This is a genomic window from Streptomyces sp. R44, from assembly GCF_041053105.1.
Taxonomy (GTDB): domain Bacteria; phylum Actinomycetota; class Actinomycetes; order Streptomycetales; family Streptomycetaceae; genus Streptomyces.
In genome coordinates this window covers 7,032,014-7,049,569 of record NZ_CP163444.1, presented here as the reverse complement: position 1 = coordinate 7,049,569, position 17,556 = coordinate 7,032,014, and the positions used below count along the sequence as shown (strand labels likewise).

Sequence of the window (17,556 nt, the reverse complement as noted above, 5' to 3'; positions counted from 1 at the left end):
CGTTCGAGGCATGGTCAGTACCAGCAGGTAACTTTACCTCGGCAAACATCGGAATCGCGCCACGCCGTGCCGGGGGCACCCGATCGTCAACACCTCTCCACAGGACCCCCACTGACGAGGTGATAGGCCGCCCGCGCGTCCAGGAGCAGTGGGACGAGCGCGCGCTGCGACTGGCGCAGCGGCACGAACACCCCCGCTCCCTCCTTCCGTACGGTCACGCCGTGCAGGGCGAGTTCGTCGCCCACCTCGGCGTACTGGGCGGCGTCCAGGCGGTAGCCGCAGGGCGGGTCGGCGAGGATCTCCGCCGGCTCGGCCGGATCGTTGTCGGCACCGCCGAGGTAGACCGGGCCCCGGTCGGCGAAGCCGGCGCCCCGGGCGAGGGCGGTGGCCGCGGTGAGCGGACCGCGCCGCTCGTCCAGGTAGGCGAACGCCCCTTCCAGGGCGGCGTGCTGGGTGGCGACCCGGCGCCGGTGGTTGCGGGCCGGATCGTCCTTCTCGGCCTGGTCGAGGGCGTCGACCCGGGTCTCGACGAGCAGTCCGGCGGAGTGCTTGATGCCGGCCGTGTTGCGCAGGATCCGCTCCTGGCCGTCACCGGCGACCTGCTTGACCGGCTCGCCGGTGAGGGGGTCGGTCCAGATGCCGTAGATGCCGCTGCTGTAGCCGGCGAGCCCGGCGGCCGGCCGGACGTACGACTCCGAGAGCGTCCGGGACTCGTCGTGGACGTGCGGGTCGGCGTCGAGGCTGCGGGGCCAGAGGGCGAGCAGGTCCTTGTCGTAGTAGCGGGGGGTGGCGCCGTACTCGTGGAGGTCGTAGACGAGTGCGGGCTTCCGGTCGCGGATCACGGCGGCGATCGCGCGCGCCTCGGCGGTCCGCAGGGCGAGGTGGTCGCGGTTGACGTCGACGCCGTCGCCGTTGCCCCGGGTGTCGGCCTCGCGGCCGTCGGGGTTCGCGGTGGGGACGACGAGGAGGGTGGTGCGGGCGAGGACGCGCAGGGTCTCCTCGTCCCGGCCGTACGCGAGGTCGCGCACGGTGCTCAGACAGGCCTCCCGGCCCGCCGGCTCGTCGCCGTGCTGGCTGCAGACGAGCAGCACGGTCGTGGGGCCCGCGCCGAGGGTGGCGAGCCGCAGCGGGCGGCCCTGCCCGGTGGTGCCGATCGTGCGCAGCGCCACCCGGTCGCTCCCCCGGTCGACCGCCGCGAGGAACTCCCCCTCCTCGGCCTCGGTGGTCCACCGGCCGCCCCGGCTCTCCTCGAAGCCGGTGCGCGGGAGGGCCTGGACGGGCGCGCTGTCCGCCGCCTTGGCGGGGACGGTGACGAGCGGCAGGGCCAGGGCTGCGGCACCCACGGCGAGGGCGAGGGTCCGGCGGGAACGCCGGTGTCCGGTACGGGGGTTCATCGGCTGCTCCCGGTCCTGGCCGGTCGGTTACGGGGGGTCATCGGGCGGCTCCCTCACGGACCGGGCCCGGCAGGCGGGGTCCGCTGACGGCGGCCGGCGGGACGGGGCTGGTCAGGGACGGGGCGGAGGTGAGCGCGGGCACGGCGGGGGCCGGGCCCGTCGTCGCCCGGGCGAACGCCCCGGCGCCGCCGACCAGCGGCACCTTCGCCCAGGTGCGGGAGAGGTCGAGGGTGAGGGTCGGGGTGGTCGACGGAGGGTCGAGGAGGTCCCTGTCGGTGCCGCCGACGATCAGGGCGAGCCGGTGGCCGGCCGGCACGACGTGGTCGGTCGCGGCGAGGTTCAGGGTGAGGGTGTACGCCCTTCCGGGGGTCAGCGGGCGCTCCTTGCCCGGATCGGCCCAGGTGCCGAGGTCGGCCCAGCCCCGGCTGACGACGTTGTACGCGACGTCCGTCGTCCGGGCCGCGGTCTCCTTGAAGCAGGCGCTGTCGCCCGGCGTGCTCGCGCCCCAGCAGGTGCGGTCGGTGAGGGTGGTGATGCCCTCGCCGGCGGCGCCGTAGTCCCGGATCGTGTCGGGCCCGAGGTCGACGAGGACGGCGGAGAGGTGCGCGGTGGAGGTGGTGGGGGTCGCGGTGACCGTCACCTTCGAGGAGCCGGAGATCCGCAGGTCACGGGAGAGCGGGCGGGTCACGAACCCGGCCTTCTCCGGGGTGTCCTCGTCGATCCGGGCGGCCCAGTCGAGCTCGCCGAGGCCCGGGTCGTCGGTGAAGGCGGCGGTCGAGCCGGGCGCGGCGGGGGTGAGGCCGAGGCCGCCCGCGCCGGGCTGGGCGGTGCGCACCGGGCGCATGGTGGTGGTCGCGGTGCCGCGCGCCGGCCACTGCCGGTCGGTGGTCCAGACGTCCGGGGCGCGCTCGATGTCGGCGACGGGCTCGCGGTCGACGCCGTTGTCGTAGCCGAGGAGGTAGTGGTCGAACCAGCGGTGCAGGGTGCGGACCCAGTCGGCGCGCCGGAAGTCGAAGGGGTCGACGTGGCCGGTCTGGGAGAGCCAGATCTTCCGCTCGACGCCGTGGGCGGCGAGCGCGTCCCACCACTGGCCGAACTGGCCGGCGCGGACATTGAGGTCCTGCTGTCCGTGGACGACGAAGACGCTGGCCCTGACCTTGCCGGCGTCCTTGACGTGGTCGCGCTCGGTCCAGGCCGGGGTCCAGTCGCCGCTGTAGGGGGTGGCGGCGGTGACGCGGTCCTGGACGGCGCCGCAGCGGCCCTGCGCCTCGGGGCTGTTCACGTACGCGGAGAGCCAGCTCGGGTTGGCGTTGTAGAGCGGGGCGCCCTGTGAGTGGAAGTAGTCGTACCAGGACGAGATGGCACCGATCGGAACGATCGTTTTCAGCCCTTCGACGCCGGTGGCGGCGACGCCGTTGGCGATGGTGCCGTCCCAGCTCTTGCCGATCATGCCGACGTTCCCGGTGCTCCAGGTGGTGGCGCGGGCCGGGTTCCCTCCGGTGCGGGAGGTGTAGCCGCGGGCGCGGCCGTTCAGCCAGTCGACGACGGCCTTCGCGGACCGGACGTCGGAGCGTCCGCCGACGTCGTCGCAGCCGTCGGAGCGGTTGGTGCCGGCGAGGTCGACGGCGACGAAGGCGTAGCCGCGGGGGACGAAGTAGTTGTCGTAGAAGAGCGGGAGCTGGACGGGGTTCCCGTCGGTGTCGTAGGTCTTCTTCTGGCCCTCGTTGCCGCGTCCGCAGCAGGCGTAGTACGGGCTGGCGTCCATGATGACCGGGATCTTCCGGCCGGCCGCGGCGGGCTCGCGGGGGCGCACGATGTCGACGGCGACCCGGTCGGCGCGTCCGTCGCCGTCGCCGTCGAGGCCGGTGTCCACCCAGACGGACTCACGGATGGCGTCGGCGTACGAGTGGACCGGGCGGGACTCCCGTACGAAGGGCGCGGCGGGCGCGGCCGGTTCCGGCAGGGCTCCGGCGGGGGTGACCAGGGTGGCGAACAGGGCGGCCGTGGCCGCGGACACGAGGGTTCCGTACGTCAGTCGGGCTCCGCGGGTTCTCCGCTTTCGCATCGGCATGCGCCGGAACGTACCCCGGTCAACTCCCGGGCAAAAGAGTGCCGGAGGCATTCGGGTGGGATTCGGGTGGCGCACGGTACATGTCGGCCGAATGGCGATCGTGTGACAGGGGGTCCTCTGGACGTGACGGTGCGTCGGGGGGCTGAATAGGGTCCGAACTAAGGACCGACGACCACCCGCGCGTCTTACGTTTCTTATGACTTGGGGAGCACCCGTGCACCGCAGACTCATCGTTCCGAGCGCCCTCGCGGCCTCGCTGCTGCTGGCGATCCCGGCATCGGCCGCCTCCTTCACCCCGGGCGCCCCGGGCATCGGCGACTCCTACTACCCCGCCAGCGGCAACGGCGGCTACGACGTCTCCCATTACGACCTGCGCCTGAAGTACCAGCCGGCCACGGACCTGCTGGAGGGCACGGCCACGATCCTGGCCACCACCAAGCAGGACCTGTCCCGCTTCAACCTGGACCTCGGTCTGAAGGTCAGTGAGATCCGGGTGAACGGGCGCCTGGCGAAGTTCGCCTCCTCGGGCGACCACGAGCTGGAGGTCACCCCGGCGAGCCCGCTGGCGAAGAACACGTCGATCTCGGTGGTCGTCCGCTACGCGGGCAAGCCCTCCGAGTTCAAGATCGACGGCTGGTCGGCCTGGGCCCGCACCCCGGACGGCGGCGTCGCCGCGCAGGAGCCGGACTCGGCCGTCTGGTGGTTCCCGTCCAACGACCACCCGCTGGACAAGGCGACCTTCGACGTGTCGGTCCTGGTGCCGGACGGCCACCAGGCCATCAGCAACGGTGTGCTGCAGTCGCAGTCCTCGCGGCTCGGCTGGACCCGCTACAACTGGCGCTCCAACAAGCCGCAGGCGACCTACCTGGCGACGCTGGCCGTCGGCAGGTTCGACATCACGACGGACAAGACCGCGAACGGGCTGCCCGTCCTCAACGCCTACAGCAAGGACCTCGGCGACAACGCGGGCGCGGCGCGCGCCTCGATCGAGCGCACGACCGAGGTGGCGGAGTGGCTGGAGTCGGTCTTCGGGCCGTACCCCTTCAACTCCCTCGGCGGCTACGTGCCGAACGTGACCAGCGGTTTCGCCCTGGAGACGCAGACCCGTCCGTTCTACAGCCCGCGGCAGTTCGCCAACGGCGCGAACGTGTCGGTGGTCGTCCACGAGCTGGCGCACCAGTGGTACGGCGACAGCGTGTCCGTCAAGGACTGGAAGGACATCTGGGTCAACGAGGGCTTCGCCCGCTACAGCCAGTGGCTGTGGTCGGAGAAGGAGGGCGAGGGCACGGCCCAGGAGCTGGCGGACTACGTGTACGCCACGCGGACGGCCGACGACCCGTTCTGGACGGTGAAGCCGGGTGACCCGGGCGCCGACAACCAGTTCCACATCGCCGTGTACGACCGGGGTGCGCTGGCGCTCCAGGCGCTGCGCAACGAGCTCGGCGACGAGGACTTCTTCGCGATCCTGAAGGGCTGGCCGCAGGAGAACGCCTACGGCAACGCGCACGTCTCGGACTTCGTGCGGTACGCGGAGCGGATCTCCGGCAAGCCGCTCGCCGGTCTCTTCGACACCTGGCTGTACCAGCCGTCGAAGCCGGCCGCCTCCTCGGCGACGGCGGCGGGCCTGTCCGCCCCGGCGGCGGCGCCGTCGTCCCGCTCCGCCGCGAAGCCGGCGAAGCCCGCCCAGCCGAAGTCGTGGAAGAAGATCGCGGAGACGAACACGATCCACGAGAACGAGGCTCCCGGGAACCACGCCGGGCACTGATCCCGAGGAACCCCGAGGGACCCGGCACCGCGAGGCCGTCCGTCAGCGCTGGGCGCGGCGGGCGGCCTCGCGGGCCTTCCGGGCCAGGGGCAGGTAGCGCAGGCGCTCGGGGAGGACCGGGACCACGGCCCGGACGATCCGGGCGAACCGGCGCAGGGCGCGTTCCTGGGCGTCCGTCCACTCCAGGCCGATGGCCTCGCGGGCGTCCGGCGGCATGAGGCCGACGGTGAGGAAGGCGCGCAGCCGCAGGAAGGGGCGGCGCAGGACGGGCCAGAGGAGGCGGAGGACGAGCCGGAGCGGCAGCGGGCCGCGGTCCGGGGCGGGCAGCGGCAGATCCGTGTCGAGCAGCTCCCGTACGACGGTGGTGGCCTCGATCTCCTCGGCGAGGACCTTCCGGTAGTACGGCCAGAACGCCTCGATCGTCTGCGGCATGTCCCGGTCGTGGATGCCGAGGATCCGGCCGACCTGGAGCCACTCGGCGTACAGCTGCCGTTCCTGCGCCTCGGTAAGCGGGCGGGCGAGGAGGCGGAGCCCGTGCCGGTAGACGGGGAAGCCGGTGGCGTGCACCCAGGAGTAGTAGGCCGGGGTGAGGGCGTGGTAGCGGCGGCCGTGGGCGTCGGTGCCCTGGATGGTCCGGTGCAGTTCCCGGAGCCGGCGGCCCTCCCTGGCGGCTTCCTCGCCGCCGTAGATCCACAGCTGGAGCGAGCGCAGGGAGCGCTCGCCGCGTCCCCAGGGGTCTGTACGGAAGACGGAGTGGTCGTCGACGCCGGCGCCGATCGCGGGGTGGGCGACCTGGAGGGTGAGGGCGGCGGGCAGCATCAGCAGCGCCCGGACGTCCCCCGCGACGCTCCACAGCACTCCGCCGACGGGCGGCGGTACGGGCTCGTGACCGGCCGGGGCCCGGTCGAGCGGCTTCACACGGTCCATGGCCATCGCCTTCTCCTCCTCTGTCCAGGCTGCACCCATGACGAAGGGGCCGTCACGCGGGCGCTGCGGCCCGGGTGACGGCCCCTTCCGGGGAGTACGGGGTCAGGCGCGGTCGGCGCCGACCGGCTCGCCGACGATGCGGGCGGCGAGGGCGTGGGCCCAGGCGTCGACGTCGGCGTTGAGCTCGCGCTCGGCGGCGGCGCGCTCCTCGGCGATCCTGGCGGTGCCGGCGGCGAGGATCGCGTCGCGCTCGACCTGGCCCTCGGCGCGGGCGGCGGCGATGGCGGCCGAGCCCTCCTCGGTGGCCTGGGAGCGGATGCGCGCGGCCTCGTGGCGGGCCTCGGCGAGCTCCGCCTCGTACTGCTCGCGGATGGCGGTGGCCTCGGCGCGCAGGTCGTCGGCGCGGCCGGTGCCGCCCTCGATGGCGTCGTCGCGCTCGTCGAGGGTGCGCTTGATCTTCGGAAGGATGCCCTTCGCCAGGATCAGGAAGGTGATCCCGAACAACACCAGACCGAGGATGAGCTCGGCCCAGACGGGGTTGAGCGGACCGAGGTCCATCTTGAAGACAGTGGAGTTCGTAGCGAGGGTCATGCGCGCATTCTACCTGCTCCAAATCACGTCAAATCGGACACCGTGAGGAGAGTTGGCGTGATCTTGCGGGCTCGGCAAGATTCCCGGCACCCGGAGGCTACCGGAAGGTAACCACGGCTGATTGTATGTGCGCGCCAGCCCAACCCCCCACGTACCCATGGGAGTTCACGTGTCGTTCGCCGCGCTCCGCCGCGCCCCCGGCGCCGCCCTTTCGCTCGCGCTCGCCGCCGCCACCCTGGCGACGGCCGCCCCGGCCGCGTCCGCCGCCTCCACGGAGGCCCCGCGCCTGAAGGTGCTCACGTACAACACGTTCCTGTTCTCCAAGACCCTGTACCCGAACTGGGGCCAGGACCACCGGGCCAAGGCGATCCCCGCCGCCCCCTTCTTCCAGGGGCAGGACGTCGTGGTGCTCCAGGAGATCTTCGACAACTCCGCCTCGGACGCCCTCAAGGCGAACGCCGCCGCGCAGTACCCGTACCAGACGCCCGTCGTCGGCCGCAGCAAGACCGGCTGGGACGCCACCGGCGGGTCCTACTCCTCGACCACGCCCGAGGACGGCGGCGTGACGATCCTCAGCAAGTGGCCGATCGTCCGCAAGGAGCAGTACGTCTACAAGGACGCCTGCGGTGCCGACTGGTACTCGAACAAGGGCTTCGCCTACACGGTGCTCGACGTGAACGGCACCCGCGTCCACGTCGTCGGCACGCACGCCCAGTCCACCGACCCGGGCTGCTCGGCGGGCGAGGCGGCGCAGATGCGCAGCCGGCAGTTCAAGACGATCGACGCCTTCCTCGACGCCAAGAACATCCCGGCGAACGAGCAGGTCATCGTCGCCGGTGACATGAACGTCGACTCGCACAGCCCCGAGTACGGCACGATGCTCGCCGACGCGGACCTGGCGCCGGCCGACGCCCGCACCGGCCACCCGTACTCCTTCGACACCGAGCTGAACTCGATCGCGTCCTACCGCTACCCGGACGACCCGCGCGAGGACCTCGACTACGTCCTCTACCGCTCCGGGAACGCCCGGCCCGCCGGCTGGACCAACAACGTGGTCCCGGAGCGGAGCGCGCCGTGGACGGTGTCCAGCTGGGGCACGCAGTACACCTACACGAACCTCTCGGACCACTACCCCGTCACGGCGTACTGACCCGGGTCAGTACCCGTAGCCGCCGAAGACGCCGTACAGCCAGACACCGAGCACTCCGGCGACGCAGAGCAGGACGAAGAAGGAACCGAGACTCGTGTGCCGCTCCCTGCGGGGCGGCCGGGCGGGGCGGTCGGCGCGAGCCGCCCGCCCCGCCTTCCTGTCCCTTCCCTCTTCCCGCACCGGCTCGGCGGGCGCGGCGGCCGCGGCGACCTCGGCGAGCAGCCGGCGGCAGACGGCCGCGAGCTCCGCCGTCCCGGCGGTCAGGTCGACGACCACCTCCGTACGGGCCGGGGCGGTCGTCCCGCCGTCCAGGATCCGCCCGGCCCGCAGCAGCGCCCGGTCCTTGCCCCCGGTCGGGGCGAGGCTGATCCAGCGGCGCACGTGCTCGCCGCGGATCACCACACCGCCGCCCCGCTCCCGGTAGACGGTGTGCTCCCGCCACAGGACCCCGGCCAACTCGTCGGCCGTCTCCCTGAGTTGCGCGTACATCTCTCCCCCTGCACTCCTGTGCCCCCGACTGTGAACAGCCGCCGACTCTAGCCCGCCGGGTCGAACACTCCTACGACACCCCGCCCCCGCGCCCGTTACCCACCGAAGTCGTACACGGTGACCGGTATCCCCCGCGCCGTCAGCCGCTCCCGGACCGACGGCTCCACCCGGTCCCACCTGCCGCCCGCGAGTCCGCAGCCGATCCGGGGCCTGTGGACCGAGGCCCCCAGCTCGACGGCCTTGTCCGCACCAGGTCGTCGCAGACGTGGGCGACGATCCGGACGCCCTTGCCCCGGGGTGCGGTGGCGTCCCCTCGTACGTACTCGATCACGGTCATGGGATCACCGTAGGAGGCGGCACTGACAGGGGGCCGCACACCGGATGTCAACCAGGGTTGACATCCCTCCCGGCGTCAACCTACATTGACAGCATGACCGATGCGACCGATCTCGCCGCACGGGCCGGCGACCGCGACCCCCGGGTCGGACTGCGGGCCGTCTCCGCACTGCGGCGACTGCTGGAACAGCTGGAGGCCGTCCAGGTGCGCAGCGCGCGCAACCACGGATGGTCGTGGCAGGAGATCGCGACCGAGCTGGGTGTCAGCCGGCAGGCCGTCCACAAGAAGTACGGGAGGCAGTGATGTTCGAACGGTTCACGAAGGCCGCGCGCGCCACGGTGAGGGGGGCGGCCGCGTACGCGGAGCGCGGCGGCGCGGCCGCCGTCACCCCGGAGCACCTGCTCCTGGCCCTGCTCGACCGCGAGGACACCCGCGCGGCGGCGGTGCTCGGCCGGCTGTGCCCGCCGGAGCGCCGCCCGTCCCTGGTCTCCGCGCTCTCGGACGCGCGGCGCCGGGCCGGACTGTCCCGGGCGGACGCGGAGGCCCTGGCCGGCCTCGGCATCGACGTCGGCGCGATCGTCGAGCGCGTCGAGGAGAGCCACGGCGCGGGCGCGCTGGCCGGCGACCGCAAGGACAGCGGGTGGTGGTCGGGCCGCCTCGGCTTCTCCCGCGAGGCGAAGACCGTCCTGGAGAAGTCGCTCCGCCTGGCCCTGGCCCGCAAGGACCGCGAGATCGGCGACGAGCACCTCCTGCTCGCCCTCACCGTCCTCGGCGGCGTCGTCGCCGAGGCGCTGGCCGACCACGGCGTCACCTACGCCTCCGTCGACACGGCCCTGTCCTCCCCCACGCCCTGCTGATCCGGACCCGCCAAGGTCTTTTACAGCGATGGTGAGACAGCAATACTGTTGAACCATGGAGGACGACGCGAGCGACGAGGACCTGGTGCCCGGCTACACCGTGGACGAGCTGGCCGCTCGGGCGGGGGTCACGGTGCGGACCGTGCGGTTCTACGGGACCCGGGGGCTGCTGCCGCCGCCCGTCATCGGGCCGCGGCGGGTCGGGCGCTACGACGCCGGCCATCTGTCGCGGCTCGCGCTCATCGAGGAGTTGCAGCGGCAGGGGATGACGCTGGCCGCGATCGAGCGGTATCTGGAGCAGTTGCCGGCCGATCTCAGCGCGCAGGACCTCGCGATCCACCGGGCCCTCGTGGCCTCCTGGGCGCCCGAGTCCGCGGAGACGATCACCCTGCGCGAGCTGGAGCGGCGGGCCGGGCGGGCGCTGGCCGAGCGGGACGTGGACCGGCTGGCCGCGATGGGCGTGCTCGACCGGACCGACGAGGCCGACACGTACCGGCTCGACGGGGCGCTGCTGCGGCTCGGGGTCGAGCTGCTCGACGTGCCGATCGAGCACGAGACGATCCTCGCCTCCCGGACGGTGCTCCTGGAGCACGCGCGCGCGGCCGCCCAGGAGCTCTCCCGGCTCTTCCGGGACGAGGTGTGGAGCCCGTACCGGGAGAGCGGGGAGGACCCGGACCACCTGAGCGCGATGAAGTCGCTCTCGGCGCACATGCAGCCGATGGTGGTCCAGGCCCTCCTCACCGCTTTTCAGCGCTCGCTGAGCGAGGAGCTGCGGACGGCCTTCAGGAGTCGGTGAAGGTCTCGCCCCGGTCGGCCTTCTCCACCAGGAGGGCCGGCGGGGCGAACCGCTCGCCGTACGTCTCCGCCAGCTCGCGCGCGCGGGCCACGAAGCCGGCGACCCCGCCCTCGTAGCCGTTGATGTACTGCAGGATGCCGCCGGTCCAGGCCGGGAAGCCGATGCCCATGATGGAGCCGATGTTGGCGTCGGCGACCGAGGTGAGGACGCCCTCCTCCAGGAGCCGGACGGTGTCCAGGGCCTCGGAGAACAGCATCCGCTCCTGCATGTCGCGGAACGGGATCTCGTACCCGGGCTTGGTGAAGTGCTCGCGCAGCCCCGGCCAGAGCTTGCCGCGCCTGCCGTCCTCGCCGTACTCGTAGAAGCCCGCGCCGCCGCTGCGGCCGGGGCGGCCGAACTCGTCGACCATGCGGTCGATGACGGACTCGCCCGGGTGCGTGACCCAGGTGCCGCCCTCCTCCTCGACCGCCTTCTTCGTCTCGTTGCGGATCTTGCGCGGGAGGGTGAGGGTCAGCTCGTCCATGAGGGAGAGGACCTTCGCCGGGTAGCCGGCCTGGGCGGCGGCCTGCTCGATCGAGGCGGGCTCGATGCCCTCGCCGACCATGGCGACGCCCTCGTTGATGAAGTGGCCGATCACCCGGGAGGTGAAGAAGCCGCGCGAGTCGTTGACGACGATCGGCGTCTTGTTGATCTGGCGGACCAGGTCGAACGCGCGGGCCAGCGCCTCGTCGCCGGTCCGCTCGCCCCTGATGATCTCGACGAGCGGCATCTTGTCGACGGGCGAGAAGAAGTGCAGGCCGATGAAGTCGGCCTGGCGCTCGACGCCCTCGGCGAGGACGGAGATCGGCAGGGTCGAGGTGTTGGAGCAGAGCAGGGCGTCGGGGGCGACGACGTGCTGGATCTCCTGGAAGACCTTGTGCTTGAGAGCCGTGTCCTCGAAGACCGCCTCGATGACCGCGTCGCAGCCGGCCAGGTCCGCCACCTCGGCGGTGGGCGTGATGCGGGCGAGCAGGGCGTCGGCCTTCTCCTGCGTCGTACGGCCGCGGGAGACGGCCTTGGCGCAGAGCTTCTCGGAGTACGCCTTGCCCTTCGCGGCGGACTCGGCGGAGACGTCCTTGAGGACGACCTCGATGCCGGCGCGGGCGCAGGAGTACGCGATGCCGGCGCCCATCATGCCGGCGCCGAGGACGGCGACCTTGCGGACCTGCTTCTTCTCCACGCCCTTCGGGCGGCTCGCGCCCGAGTTCACCGCCTGGAGGTCGAAGAAGAACGCCTGGATCATGTTCTTCGCGGTCTGGCCGATGACCAGCTCGGTGAAGTAGCGGGACTCGATGGTGATCGCGGTCTCGAAGTCGACCTGTGAGCCCTCGACGGCTGCGGCCATGATGGCCTTCGGCGCCGGGTAGGGCGCGCCGTTCAGCTGCTTGCGCAGGTTGGCCGGGAACGCGGGCAGGTTGGCGGCGAACTTCGGGTTCGACGGGGTGCCGCCGGGGATCCTGTAGCCCGGGACGTCCCAGGGCTGGTGGGACTCGGGGTGCGCGTCGATGAAGGCGATGGCCTTGGCCATCATCTCCTCGGCGGTGGCGGCCACCTCGTGCACGAGGCCGTTCTCCAGGGCGCGCTTCGGGGCGTACTGGGTGCCCTGCAGCAGCACCTTGAGGAGGGCGTCGGTGATGCCCATGAGGCGGACGGTGCGGGCGACGCCGCCCCCGCCCGGCAGCAGGCCGAGGGTGACCTCGGGCAGGCCGATCTTGGAGCCGGGGGCGTCGAGGGCGACGCGGTGGTGGGAGGCGAGGGCGATCTCGTAGCCGCCGCCGAGCGCGGCGCCGTTGATCGCGGCGACGACGGGCTTGCCGAGGGTCTCGATCCGGCGCAGCGCATTCTTGATCTCGATGGCGCTGTCGAAGATGTCCTGGGCGTGCTCGGGGCCCGCCTTGATCATGTCCTTGAGGTCGCCGCCGGCGAAGAAGGTCTTCTTCGCGGAGGTGTAGATGATGCCGCGGATGGAGTCCTTCTCGGCCTCCACGCGGTCGGCGATCGCCTTGATCGAGGCCCGGAAGGCCTGGTTCATCGTGTTGGCGGACTGGTTGGGGTCGTCGAGGACGAGGGTGACGATCCCGGTCTCGTCCTGCTCCCAGCGGATGGTGGTGCTCTCGCTCATGACTGCTGCTTCTCCGTAAGAGGGGTGCGGACGGGACGGTCAGACGCGCTCGACGACGGTGGCGATGCCCATGCCGCCGCCCACGCAGAGGGTGGCGAGGCCGTAGCGCTTGTCCTGCCGCTCCAGCTCGTCGACGAGGGTGCCGAGGATCATCGCGCCGGTGGCGCCGAGCGGGTGGCCGAGGGCGATGGCGCCGCCGTTGACGTTGACCTTGTCCAGGGAGATGCCCATGTCCTTGACGAAGCGGAGGACGACGGCGGCGAAGGCCTCGTTGATCTCGACCAGGTCGATGTCGTCGATGGTGAGGCCGGCCTTGGCGAGGGCCTTGCGGGTGGCGGGGGCCGGGCCGGTGAGCATGATGGTCGGCTCGGAGCCGGAGACGGCGGCCGAGACGATCCGGGCGCGGGGCGTGAGCCCGTACCGCTCGCCGACCTCCTTGGAGCCGATGGCGACGAGGGAGGCGCCGTCGACGATGCCGGAGGAGTTGCCCGCGTGGTGGACGTGGTCGATCTCCTCGACCCAGTGGTACTTCTGCAGGGCGACCGCGTCGAAGCCGCCGAGCTCGCCGATGTCCTTGAAGGAGGGCTTGAGGCGGGCGAGGGTGTCGGCGGTGGTGCCGGGGCGCAGGAACTCGTCGTGGTCGAGGACGGTGAGTCCGGCGCGGTCCTTGACGGGGACGATCGAGCGGGCGAAGCGGCCGTCCTTGACGGCGGCGGCCGCGCGCTCCTGGGAGAGGGCGGCGTACTCGTCGACGTCGCGGCGGCTGAAGCCCTCGATGGTGGCGATGAGGTCGGCGCCGATGCCCTGGGGGACGAAGTTGGTCGCCAGGTTGGTCATCGGGTCGGCGAACCAGGCGCCGCCGTCGGAGGCCATCGGGACGCGGGACATGGACTCGACGCCGCCGGCGAGGACGAGGTCCTCCCAGCCGGAGCGGACCTTCATGGCGGCCATGTTGACCGCTTCGAGGCCGGAGGCGCAGAAGCGGTTCTCCTGGACGCCGGCGACGGTGTCGGGGAGTCCGGCGGCGATGGCGGCGATGCGGGCGATGTCCGAGCCCTGGTCGCCGACCGGGCCGACGACGCCGAGGACGATGTCGTCGATGGCGGCCGGGTCGAGTCCGGGGTGGCGGGCCTGGATCTCCCGGATGAGACCGACGACCAGGTCGATGGGCTTGGTGCCGTGCAGGGAGCCGTTGGCCTTGCCGCGTCCGCGCGGAGTGCGGATCGCGTCGTACACGTACGCTTCGGTGCTCACGGAAAGCCTTTCGCGATGAGGGTTCTTCGAGGGGTGCGGGACGGGGTCAGCCGAGGAGGGAGCGGCCGATGATCTCCTTCATGATCTCGGTCGTCCCGCCGTAGATGGTCTGGATCCGGCCGTCGGTGAAGGCACGGGCGACCGGGAATTCGCTCATGTAGCCGTACCCGCCGTGCAGTTGCAGACAGCGGTCGGCGACCCGCTTCTGGAGCTCGGTCGCCCACCACTTGGCCATGGAGGCGTTGACGGGGTCGAGTCCGAGGCCGGTCGGGTCGGCGTGCTCGGCGATGCAGCGGTCCACGAAGGTGCGGGTGACGGCGCACTCGGTGGCCATCTCGGCGATCTCGAACCGCACGTGCTGGAGCTTGGCGAGCGGCCGGCCGAAGGCCTCGCGCTCCTTCACGTACCGCGTCGTGAGCTCCAGGAGGTGCTCGGCCCCGGCGATGCCGGCGACGGCGATGGCGAGGCGCTCCTGGGCGAGGTTGGTCATGAGGTGGACGAAGGCGCCGTTGAGCTCGCCGAGCAGGTTCTCCTTGGGGACGCGGACGTCCGTGAAGAAGAGTTCGGCGGTGTCCTGGGACTTCTGGCCGATCTTGTCGAGGTTGCGGCCGCGCTCGAAGCCCTCCATGCCGCGCTCGACGACGAGGAGGGAGAGGCCGTGGGCGCCGCCCTCGGGGGTGGTCTTCGCGACGACGATCACCAGGTCGGCGAGGATGCCGTTGGAGATGAAGGTCTTGGAGCCGTTGAGGATCCAGTGGTCGCCGTGGTCCTCGGCGGTGGTGCGGATGCCCTGGAGGTCGGAGCCGGCGCCGGGCTCGGTCATGGCGATGGCGGTGATGATCTCGCCGGAGCAGAAGCCCGGCAGCCAGCGGCGGCGCTGCTCGTCGGTGGCGAGCTTGGTGAGGTAGGGGCCGATGATGTCGTTGTGCAGGCCGATGGCGAGTCCGGGGGCGGCCGCCCTGGTGAACTCCTCGGCGAGGACGGAGGCGTACCGGAAGTCGCGGTTGCCGCCGCCGCCGTGCTCCTCGTCGACGGCGAGCCCGAGGAGCCCCTGCCGGCCGGCGGCGAGCCAGGCCTCGCGGGAGACGATGCCGTCCTTCTCCCACTGGGCGTAGTGAGGCAGCACCTCCTTCTCCAGGAAGGTGCGGACGACCGCCCGGAAGGCCTCGTGGTCCTCGGTGTAGAGCTGACGCTTCATGCTTCGGGCTCCTGAGTCTTCAGGCTGGGTACGGCCCAGTCGCGGGCGACCTCTGCGGTGTCGGCACCGGGCAGGGCGGGGCCCGTGCGGAGGGTGCCGGGAGTGACGGAGAAACGGGGCGCCGGGGCGGGCTGGGCGATCCCGTCCCGCTCGGCGAAGGTGGCGCGGGCGGCGAGGTGCGGATGGGCCGGTGCCTCGCGCAGGGAGAGGACGGGAGCGACGCAGGCGTCCGTCCCCTCGAAGACGGCCGTCCACTCCTCGCGGGTACGGCTCCGGAAGCGGTCGGCGACGGCCTTGCGCAGCTCGGGCCAGCGGGCGAGGTCACGGCGGGCCGGGGCGACGTCCTCGACGCCGAGGAGGCGGACGAACTCCGCGTAGAACTGCTCCTCCAGCGCGCCGACCGCCATGTGGCCGCCGTCGGAGGTCTCGTACACGCCGTAGAAGGGGCAGCCGCCGTCGAGCAGGTTCACGCCCCGGCGGTCCTGCCAGCCGCCGGCCGCGAGCATGCCGTGGATCATGGTGGTGAGGTGTGCGGTGCCGTCGACGATGGCGGCGTCGACGACCTGGCCCTCGCCGTGCGTCCGGGCGTGCTGGAGGGCGGCGAGGACGCCGATGACGAGGTAGAGGGAGCCGCCCGCGTAGTCGCCGACGAGGTTGGCGGGGATCGTCGGCGGGCCGTCCGGGTCGGGGCCGATCATGCCGAGGGCGCCGGTGATCGCGATGTACCCGATGTCGTGTCCCGCGGTGGCGGCGAGCGGCCCGTCCTGGCCCCAGCCGGTCATCCGGCCGTAGACGAGGCGCGGGTTGCGGGCGAGGCAGGCCTCGGGGCCGACGCCGAGGCGTTCGGCGACGCCGGGCCGGTAGCCCTCGACCAGGATGTCGGCCCGCTCGACGAGGTCGAGCACGGTGGCGGGGCCGTCCTCGGCCTTGAGGTCGACGAGGACGGAGCGCTTGTTGCGGTTGGTGAGGTCGCGGGCGGGGTCGATGCCGAGGCCGGCGCCGCCGGGGCGGTCGACGCGGACGACGTCGGCGCCGAGGTCGGCGAGGAGCATGGCGGCGAAGGGGCCGGGGCCGATCCCGGCGAGTTCGACCACGCGCACGCCCGTCAGCGGGCCGTTGCGGGCGGTGTGCGTCGTGCTCATCGAGCCCCCAGGAGTGTGTGACACCAATGATGTAACACCGGAGATGCTAGGAACGTGTTCCACTCGGCACAAGCCCCCCGGCCGAGCAAGCGCTTGGAAAATGCGCGGGGGCGGACTTCCGCTATCCTCCGCCGACGACAACCGCGCGCGGCGGCGCGGTACGGCCGAGACGAGGGGCTTGATGGAGACAGGGGCGGGCGTGGGACGCGAGACCGGAGCCAGACCGTACGACGTGGTGCTCTTCGGGGCGACCGGCTTCGTGGGCGAGCTCACCGCGGAGTACCTGGCGGAGCACGCCCCGGCGGAGTGCCGCTGGGCGCTCGCCGGACGCAGCCTCGGCAAGCTGGAGGCCCTGCGGAAGCGGCTCGCCGCCGGCCGGCCGCACCTCGCCGACCTCCCGCTGGTCGTCGCCGACTCGGCCGATCCCGGCGCGCTGCGCGAACTCGCCGAATCCGCGCGGGTGGTGGCCACGACCGTCGGCCCGTACGTCTGGTACGGCGAGGGTCTGGTCGCGGCCTGCGCGGAGGCGGGCACGGACTATCTGGACCTGACGGGCGAGTCCGAGTTCGTGGACCTCATGTTCGTACGGCACGACGCGCGGGCCCGCGAGACCGGCGCCCGGATCGTGCACGCCTGCGGCTTCGACTCCGTCCCGCACGACCTGGGCGTCTACTTCACCGTCCGCCAGCTGCCGCAGGACGTACCGCTGCGCGTCGACGGCTTCGTCCGGGCCGGGGCCGCGTTCTCCGGCGGCACCTTCGCCTCGGCGCTGACCGCGTTCGGCCGGGGCCGGGAGATCCTGCGGGCCGCGCACGAACGGCGGCTGCACGAACCGCGCTTGGTGGGCCGGCGGGCCCGCGCACCGCTCGGCGGGCCCCGGTTCAGCCGGGAGACGGGCACCTGGGCGCTGCCGCTGCCGACGCTCGACCCGCAGGTGGTGGCCCGCTCGGCGGCGGCCCTCGAACGCTACGGACCGGACTTCCGCTACCGGCACTACGCCTCCGTGAAGACCCTCCCGATGGCCCTCGGGGGCGCCGCCGTCGTCGGCGCGGGCGTCGCGGCGGCCCAACTGCCGCCGGTCCGCTCCTGGCTGATGGGGCGTTACTCCTCGGGCGAGGGCCCGTCGGCCGAGCGGCGCGCCCGCAGCTGGTTCTCGGTCCGGTTCGTCGGCGAGGGCGGCGGACGCCGGGTCTTCACCGAGGTCTCGGGCGGCGACCCGGGCTACGACGAGACGGCGAGGATGCTCGCCGAGTCGGCCCTCTGCCTCGCCTTCGACCCCCTGCCGAAGACGGCGGGCCAGGTGACGACGGCGGTCGCGATGGGCGACGCCCTGACGGCCCGCCTGCGGGCGGCGGGCATCCGCTTCCGGGTGGCGCACCGGGGCTAGCGCCTGCCCCTCAGCCTGTTCCGAAAGAGAGGCCAGG

Annotated in this window: 15 protein-coding genes and 1 pseudogene; 6 read left to right on the top strand and 10 right to left on the bottom strand. The window is 72.5% G+C overall.

The features are described 5' to 3' along the window. Window positions 1-86: 86 nt before the first annotated feature. On the bottom strand, window positions 87-1,394 hold the full coding sequence (locus AB5J54_RS32960; RefSeq protein WP_369147568.1) for a M14 family metallocarboxypeptidase: 1,308 nt from the start codon (window positions 1,392-1,394) through the stop codon (window positions 87-89). Between the two features lie 37 nt (window positions 1,395-1,431). After that, window positions 1,432-3,465: a Xaa-Pro dipeptidyl-peptidase gene (locus AB5J54_RS32955; RefSeq protein ID WP_369147567.1), complete on the bottom strand. Its 2,034-nt coding sequence runs from the start codon at window positions 3,463-3,465 to the stop codon at window positions 1,432-1,434. A 214-nt stretch (window positions 3,466-3,679) separates the two neighbouring features. On the opposite strand from AB5J54_RS32955, the gene AB5J54_RS32950 reads away from it, so the two are divergent. After that, entirely contained in the window at window positions 3,680-5,230 is a 1,551-nt protein-coding gene (locus AB5J54_RS32950) for a M1 family metallopeptidase (protein WP_369147566.1), read from the top strand. Between the two features lie 42 nt (window positions 5,231-5,272). Here the strand turns inward: AB5J54_RS32950 and AB5J54_RS32945 are convergent, their stop codons facing one another. Continuing rightward, the gene (locus AB5J54_RS32945) at window positions 5,273-6,163 is read right to left on the bottom strand and encodes an oxygenase MpaB family protein (RefSeq protein ID WP_369147564.1); all 891 of its coding nucleotides are present in this window, start codon (window positions 6,161-6,163) and stop codon (window positions 5,273-5,275) included. Window positions 6,164-6,259: 96 nt separating this feature from the next. Beyond that, window positions 6,260-6,748, bottom strand: coding sequence for a hypothetical protein (locus AB5J54_RS32940; RefSeq protein ID WP_369147563.1), 489 nt, complete (start codon window positions 6,746-6,748; stop codon window positions 6,260-6,262). A gap of 157 nt (window positions 6,749-6,905) precedes the next feature. Here AB5J54_RS32940 and sph point away from each other — a divergent pair, with 157 nt between their 5' ends. Further along, entirely contained in the window at window positions 6,906-7,898 is a 993-nt protein-coding gene (gene sph / locus AB5J54_RS32935) for a sphingomyelin phosphodiesterase (protein WP_369147562.1), read from the top strand. Window positions 7,899-7,904: 6 nt separating this feature from the next. Here the strand turns inward: sph and AB5J54_RS32930 are convergent, their stop codons facing one another. Further along, window positions 7,905-8,387 carry a hypothetical protein gene (locus AB5J54_RS32930; protein WP_369147561.1) on the bottom strand — a complete coding sequence of 161 codons (483 nt, stop codon included), beginning with the start codon at window positions 8,385-8,387 and terminating at the stop codon, window positions 7,905-7,907. Between the two features lie 95 nt (window positions 8,388-8,482). After that, window positions 8,483-8,724: pseudogene (locus tag AB5J54_RS32925) on the bottom strand (hypothetical protein). Window positions 8,725-8,817: 93 nt separating this feature from the next. On the opposite strand from AB5J54_RS32925, the gene AB5J54_RS32920 reads away from it, so the two are divergent. The 3 genes from AB5J54_RS32920 to AB5J54_RS32910 are packed head-to-tail and all read left to right on the top strand — an operon-like array spanning window position 8,818 to window position 10,377. Beyond that, window positions 8,818-9,027: an HTH domain-containing protein gene (locus AB5J54_RS32920; RefSeq protein WP_116165222.1), complete on the top strand. Its 210-nt coding sequence runs from the start codon at window positions 8,818-8,820 to the stop codon at window positions 9,025-9,027. Beyond that, window positions 9,027-9,581 carry a Clp protease N-terminal domain-containing protein gene (locus AB5J54_RS32915; RefSeq protein WP_369147560.1) on the top strand — a complete coding sequence of 185 codons (555 nt, stop codon included), beginning with the start codon at window positions 9,027-9,029 and terminating at the stop codon, window positions 9,579-9,581. The genes AB5J54_RS32920 and AB5J54_RS32915 overlap by 1 nt, the downstream gene beginning before the upstream one ends. A 55-nt stretch (window positions 9,582-9,636) precedes the next feature. Then, window positions 9,637-10,377, top strand: coding sequence for a MerR family transcriptional regulator (locus AB5J54_RS32910; protein WP_369147559.1), 741 nt, complete (start codon window positions 9,637-9,639; stop codon window positions 10,375-10,377). Here the strand turns inward: AB5J54_RS32910 and AB5J54_RS32905 are convergent. The 4 genes from AB5J54_RS32905 to AB5J54_RS32890 are packed head-to-tail and all read right to left on the bottom strand — an operon-like array spanning window position 10,364 to window position 16,132. Next, window positions 10,364-12,538 carry a 3-hydroxyacyl-CoA dehydrogenase NAD-binding domain-containing protein gene (locus AB5J54_RS32905; RefSeq protein WP_369147558.1) on the bottom strand — a complete coding sequence of 725 codons (2,175 nt, stop codon included), beginning with the start codon at window positions 12,536-12,538 and terminating at the stop codon, window positions 10,364-10,366. The two genes, AB5J54_RS32910 and AB5J54_RS32905, sit on opposite strands and share 14 nt — an antisense overlap. Before the next feature lie 39 nt (window positions 12,539-12,577). Then, complete coding sequence (locus AB5J54_RS32900; RefSeq protein ID WP_369147556.1) at window positions 12,578-13,792, bottom strand: acetyl-CoA C-acetyltransferase; 1,215 nt, start codon at window positions 13,790-13,792, stop codon at window positions 12,578-12,580. A gap of 46 nt (window positions 13,793-13,838) precedes the next feature. Next, complete coding sequence (locus tag AB5J54_RS32895) at window positions 13,839-14,990, bottom strand: acyl-CoA dehydrogenase family protein (RefSeq protein ID WP_369147555.1); 1,152 nt, start codon at window positions 14,988-14,990, stop codon at window positions 13,839-13,841. Continuing rightward, window positions 14,987-16,132 carry a CaiB/BaiF CoA transferase family protein gene (locus tag AB5J54_RS32890; RefSeq protein ID WP_369147554.1) on the bottom strand — a complete coding sequence of 382 codons (1,146 nt, stop codon included), beginning with the start codon at window positions 16,130-16,132 and terminating at the stop codon, window positions 14,987-14,989. Before AB5J54_RS32890 ends, AB5J54_RS32895 begins: the two co-directional genes overlap by 4 nt. Before the next feature lie 199 nt (window positions 16,133-16,331). On the opposite strand from AB5J54_RS32890, the gene AB5J54_RS32885 reads away from it, so the two are divergent. Beyond that, window positions 16,332-17,519, top strand: coding sequence for a trans-acting enoyl reductase family protein (locus AB5J54_RS32885; protein WP_369147553.1), 1,188 nt, complete (start codon window positions 16,332-16,334; stop codon window positions 17,517-17,519). Window positions 17,520-17,556 lie beyond the last annotated feature (37 nt).

Excerpts from the sequence above, each read along its gene's own strand:
- AB5J54_RS32960 (WP_369147568.1), bottom strand. The coding sequence starts at position 1,394 with ATGAACCCCCGTACCGGACACCGGCGTTCCCGCCGGACCCTCGCCCTC.
- AB5J54_RS32955 (WP_369147567.1), bottom strand. The coding sequence starts at position 3,465 with ATGCCGATGCGAAAGCGGAGAACCCGCGGAGCCCGACTGACGTACGGA.
- AB5J54_RS32945 (WP_369147564.1), bottom strand. The coding sequence starts at position 6,163 with ATGGCCATGGACCGTGTGAAGCCGCTCGACCGGGCCCCGGCCGGTCAC.
- AB5J54_RS32940 (WP_369147563.1), bottom strand. The coding sequence starts at position 6,748 with ATGACCCTCGCTACGAACTCCACTGTCTTCAAGATGGACCTCGGTCCG.
- sph (WP_369147562.1), top strand. The coding sequence starts at position 6,906 with ATGGGAGTTCACGTGTCGTTCGCCGCGCTCCGCCGCGCCCCCGGCGCC.
- AB5J54_RS32930 (WP_369147561.1), bottom strand. The coding sequence starts at position 8,387 with ATGTACGCGCAACTCAGGGAGACGGCCGACGAGTTGGCCGGGGTCCTG.
- AB5J54_RS32920 (WP_116165222.1), top strand. The coding sequence starts at position 8,818 with ATGACCGATGCGACCGATCTCGCCGCACGGGCCGGCGACCGCGACCCC.
- AB5J54_RS32915 (WP_369147560.1), top strand. The coding sequence starts at position 9,027 with ATGTTCGAACGGTTCACGAAGGCCGCGCGCGCCACGGTGAGGGGGGCG.
- AB5J54_RS32910 (WP_369147559.1), top strand. The coding sequence starts at position 9,637 with ATGGAGGACGACGCGAGCGACGAGGACCTGGTGCCCGGCTACACCGTG.
- AB5J54_RS32905 (WP_369147558.1), bottom strand. The coding sequence starts at position 12,538 with ATGAGCGAGAGCACCACCATCCGCTGGGAGCAGGACGAGACCGGGATC.
- AB5J54_RS32895 (WP_369147555.1), bottom strand. The coding sequence starts at position 14,990 with ATGAAGCGTCAGCTCTACACCGAGGACCACGAGGCCTTCCGGGCGGTC.
- AB5J54_RS32890 (WP_369147554.1), bottom strand. The coding sequence starts at position 16,132 with ATGAGCACGACGCACACCGCCCGCAACGGCCCGCTGACGGGCGTGCGC.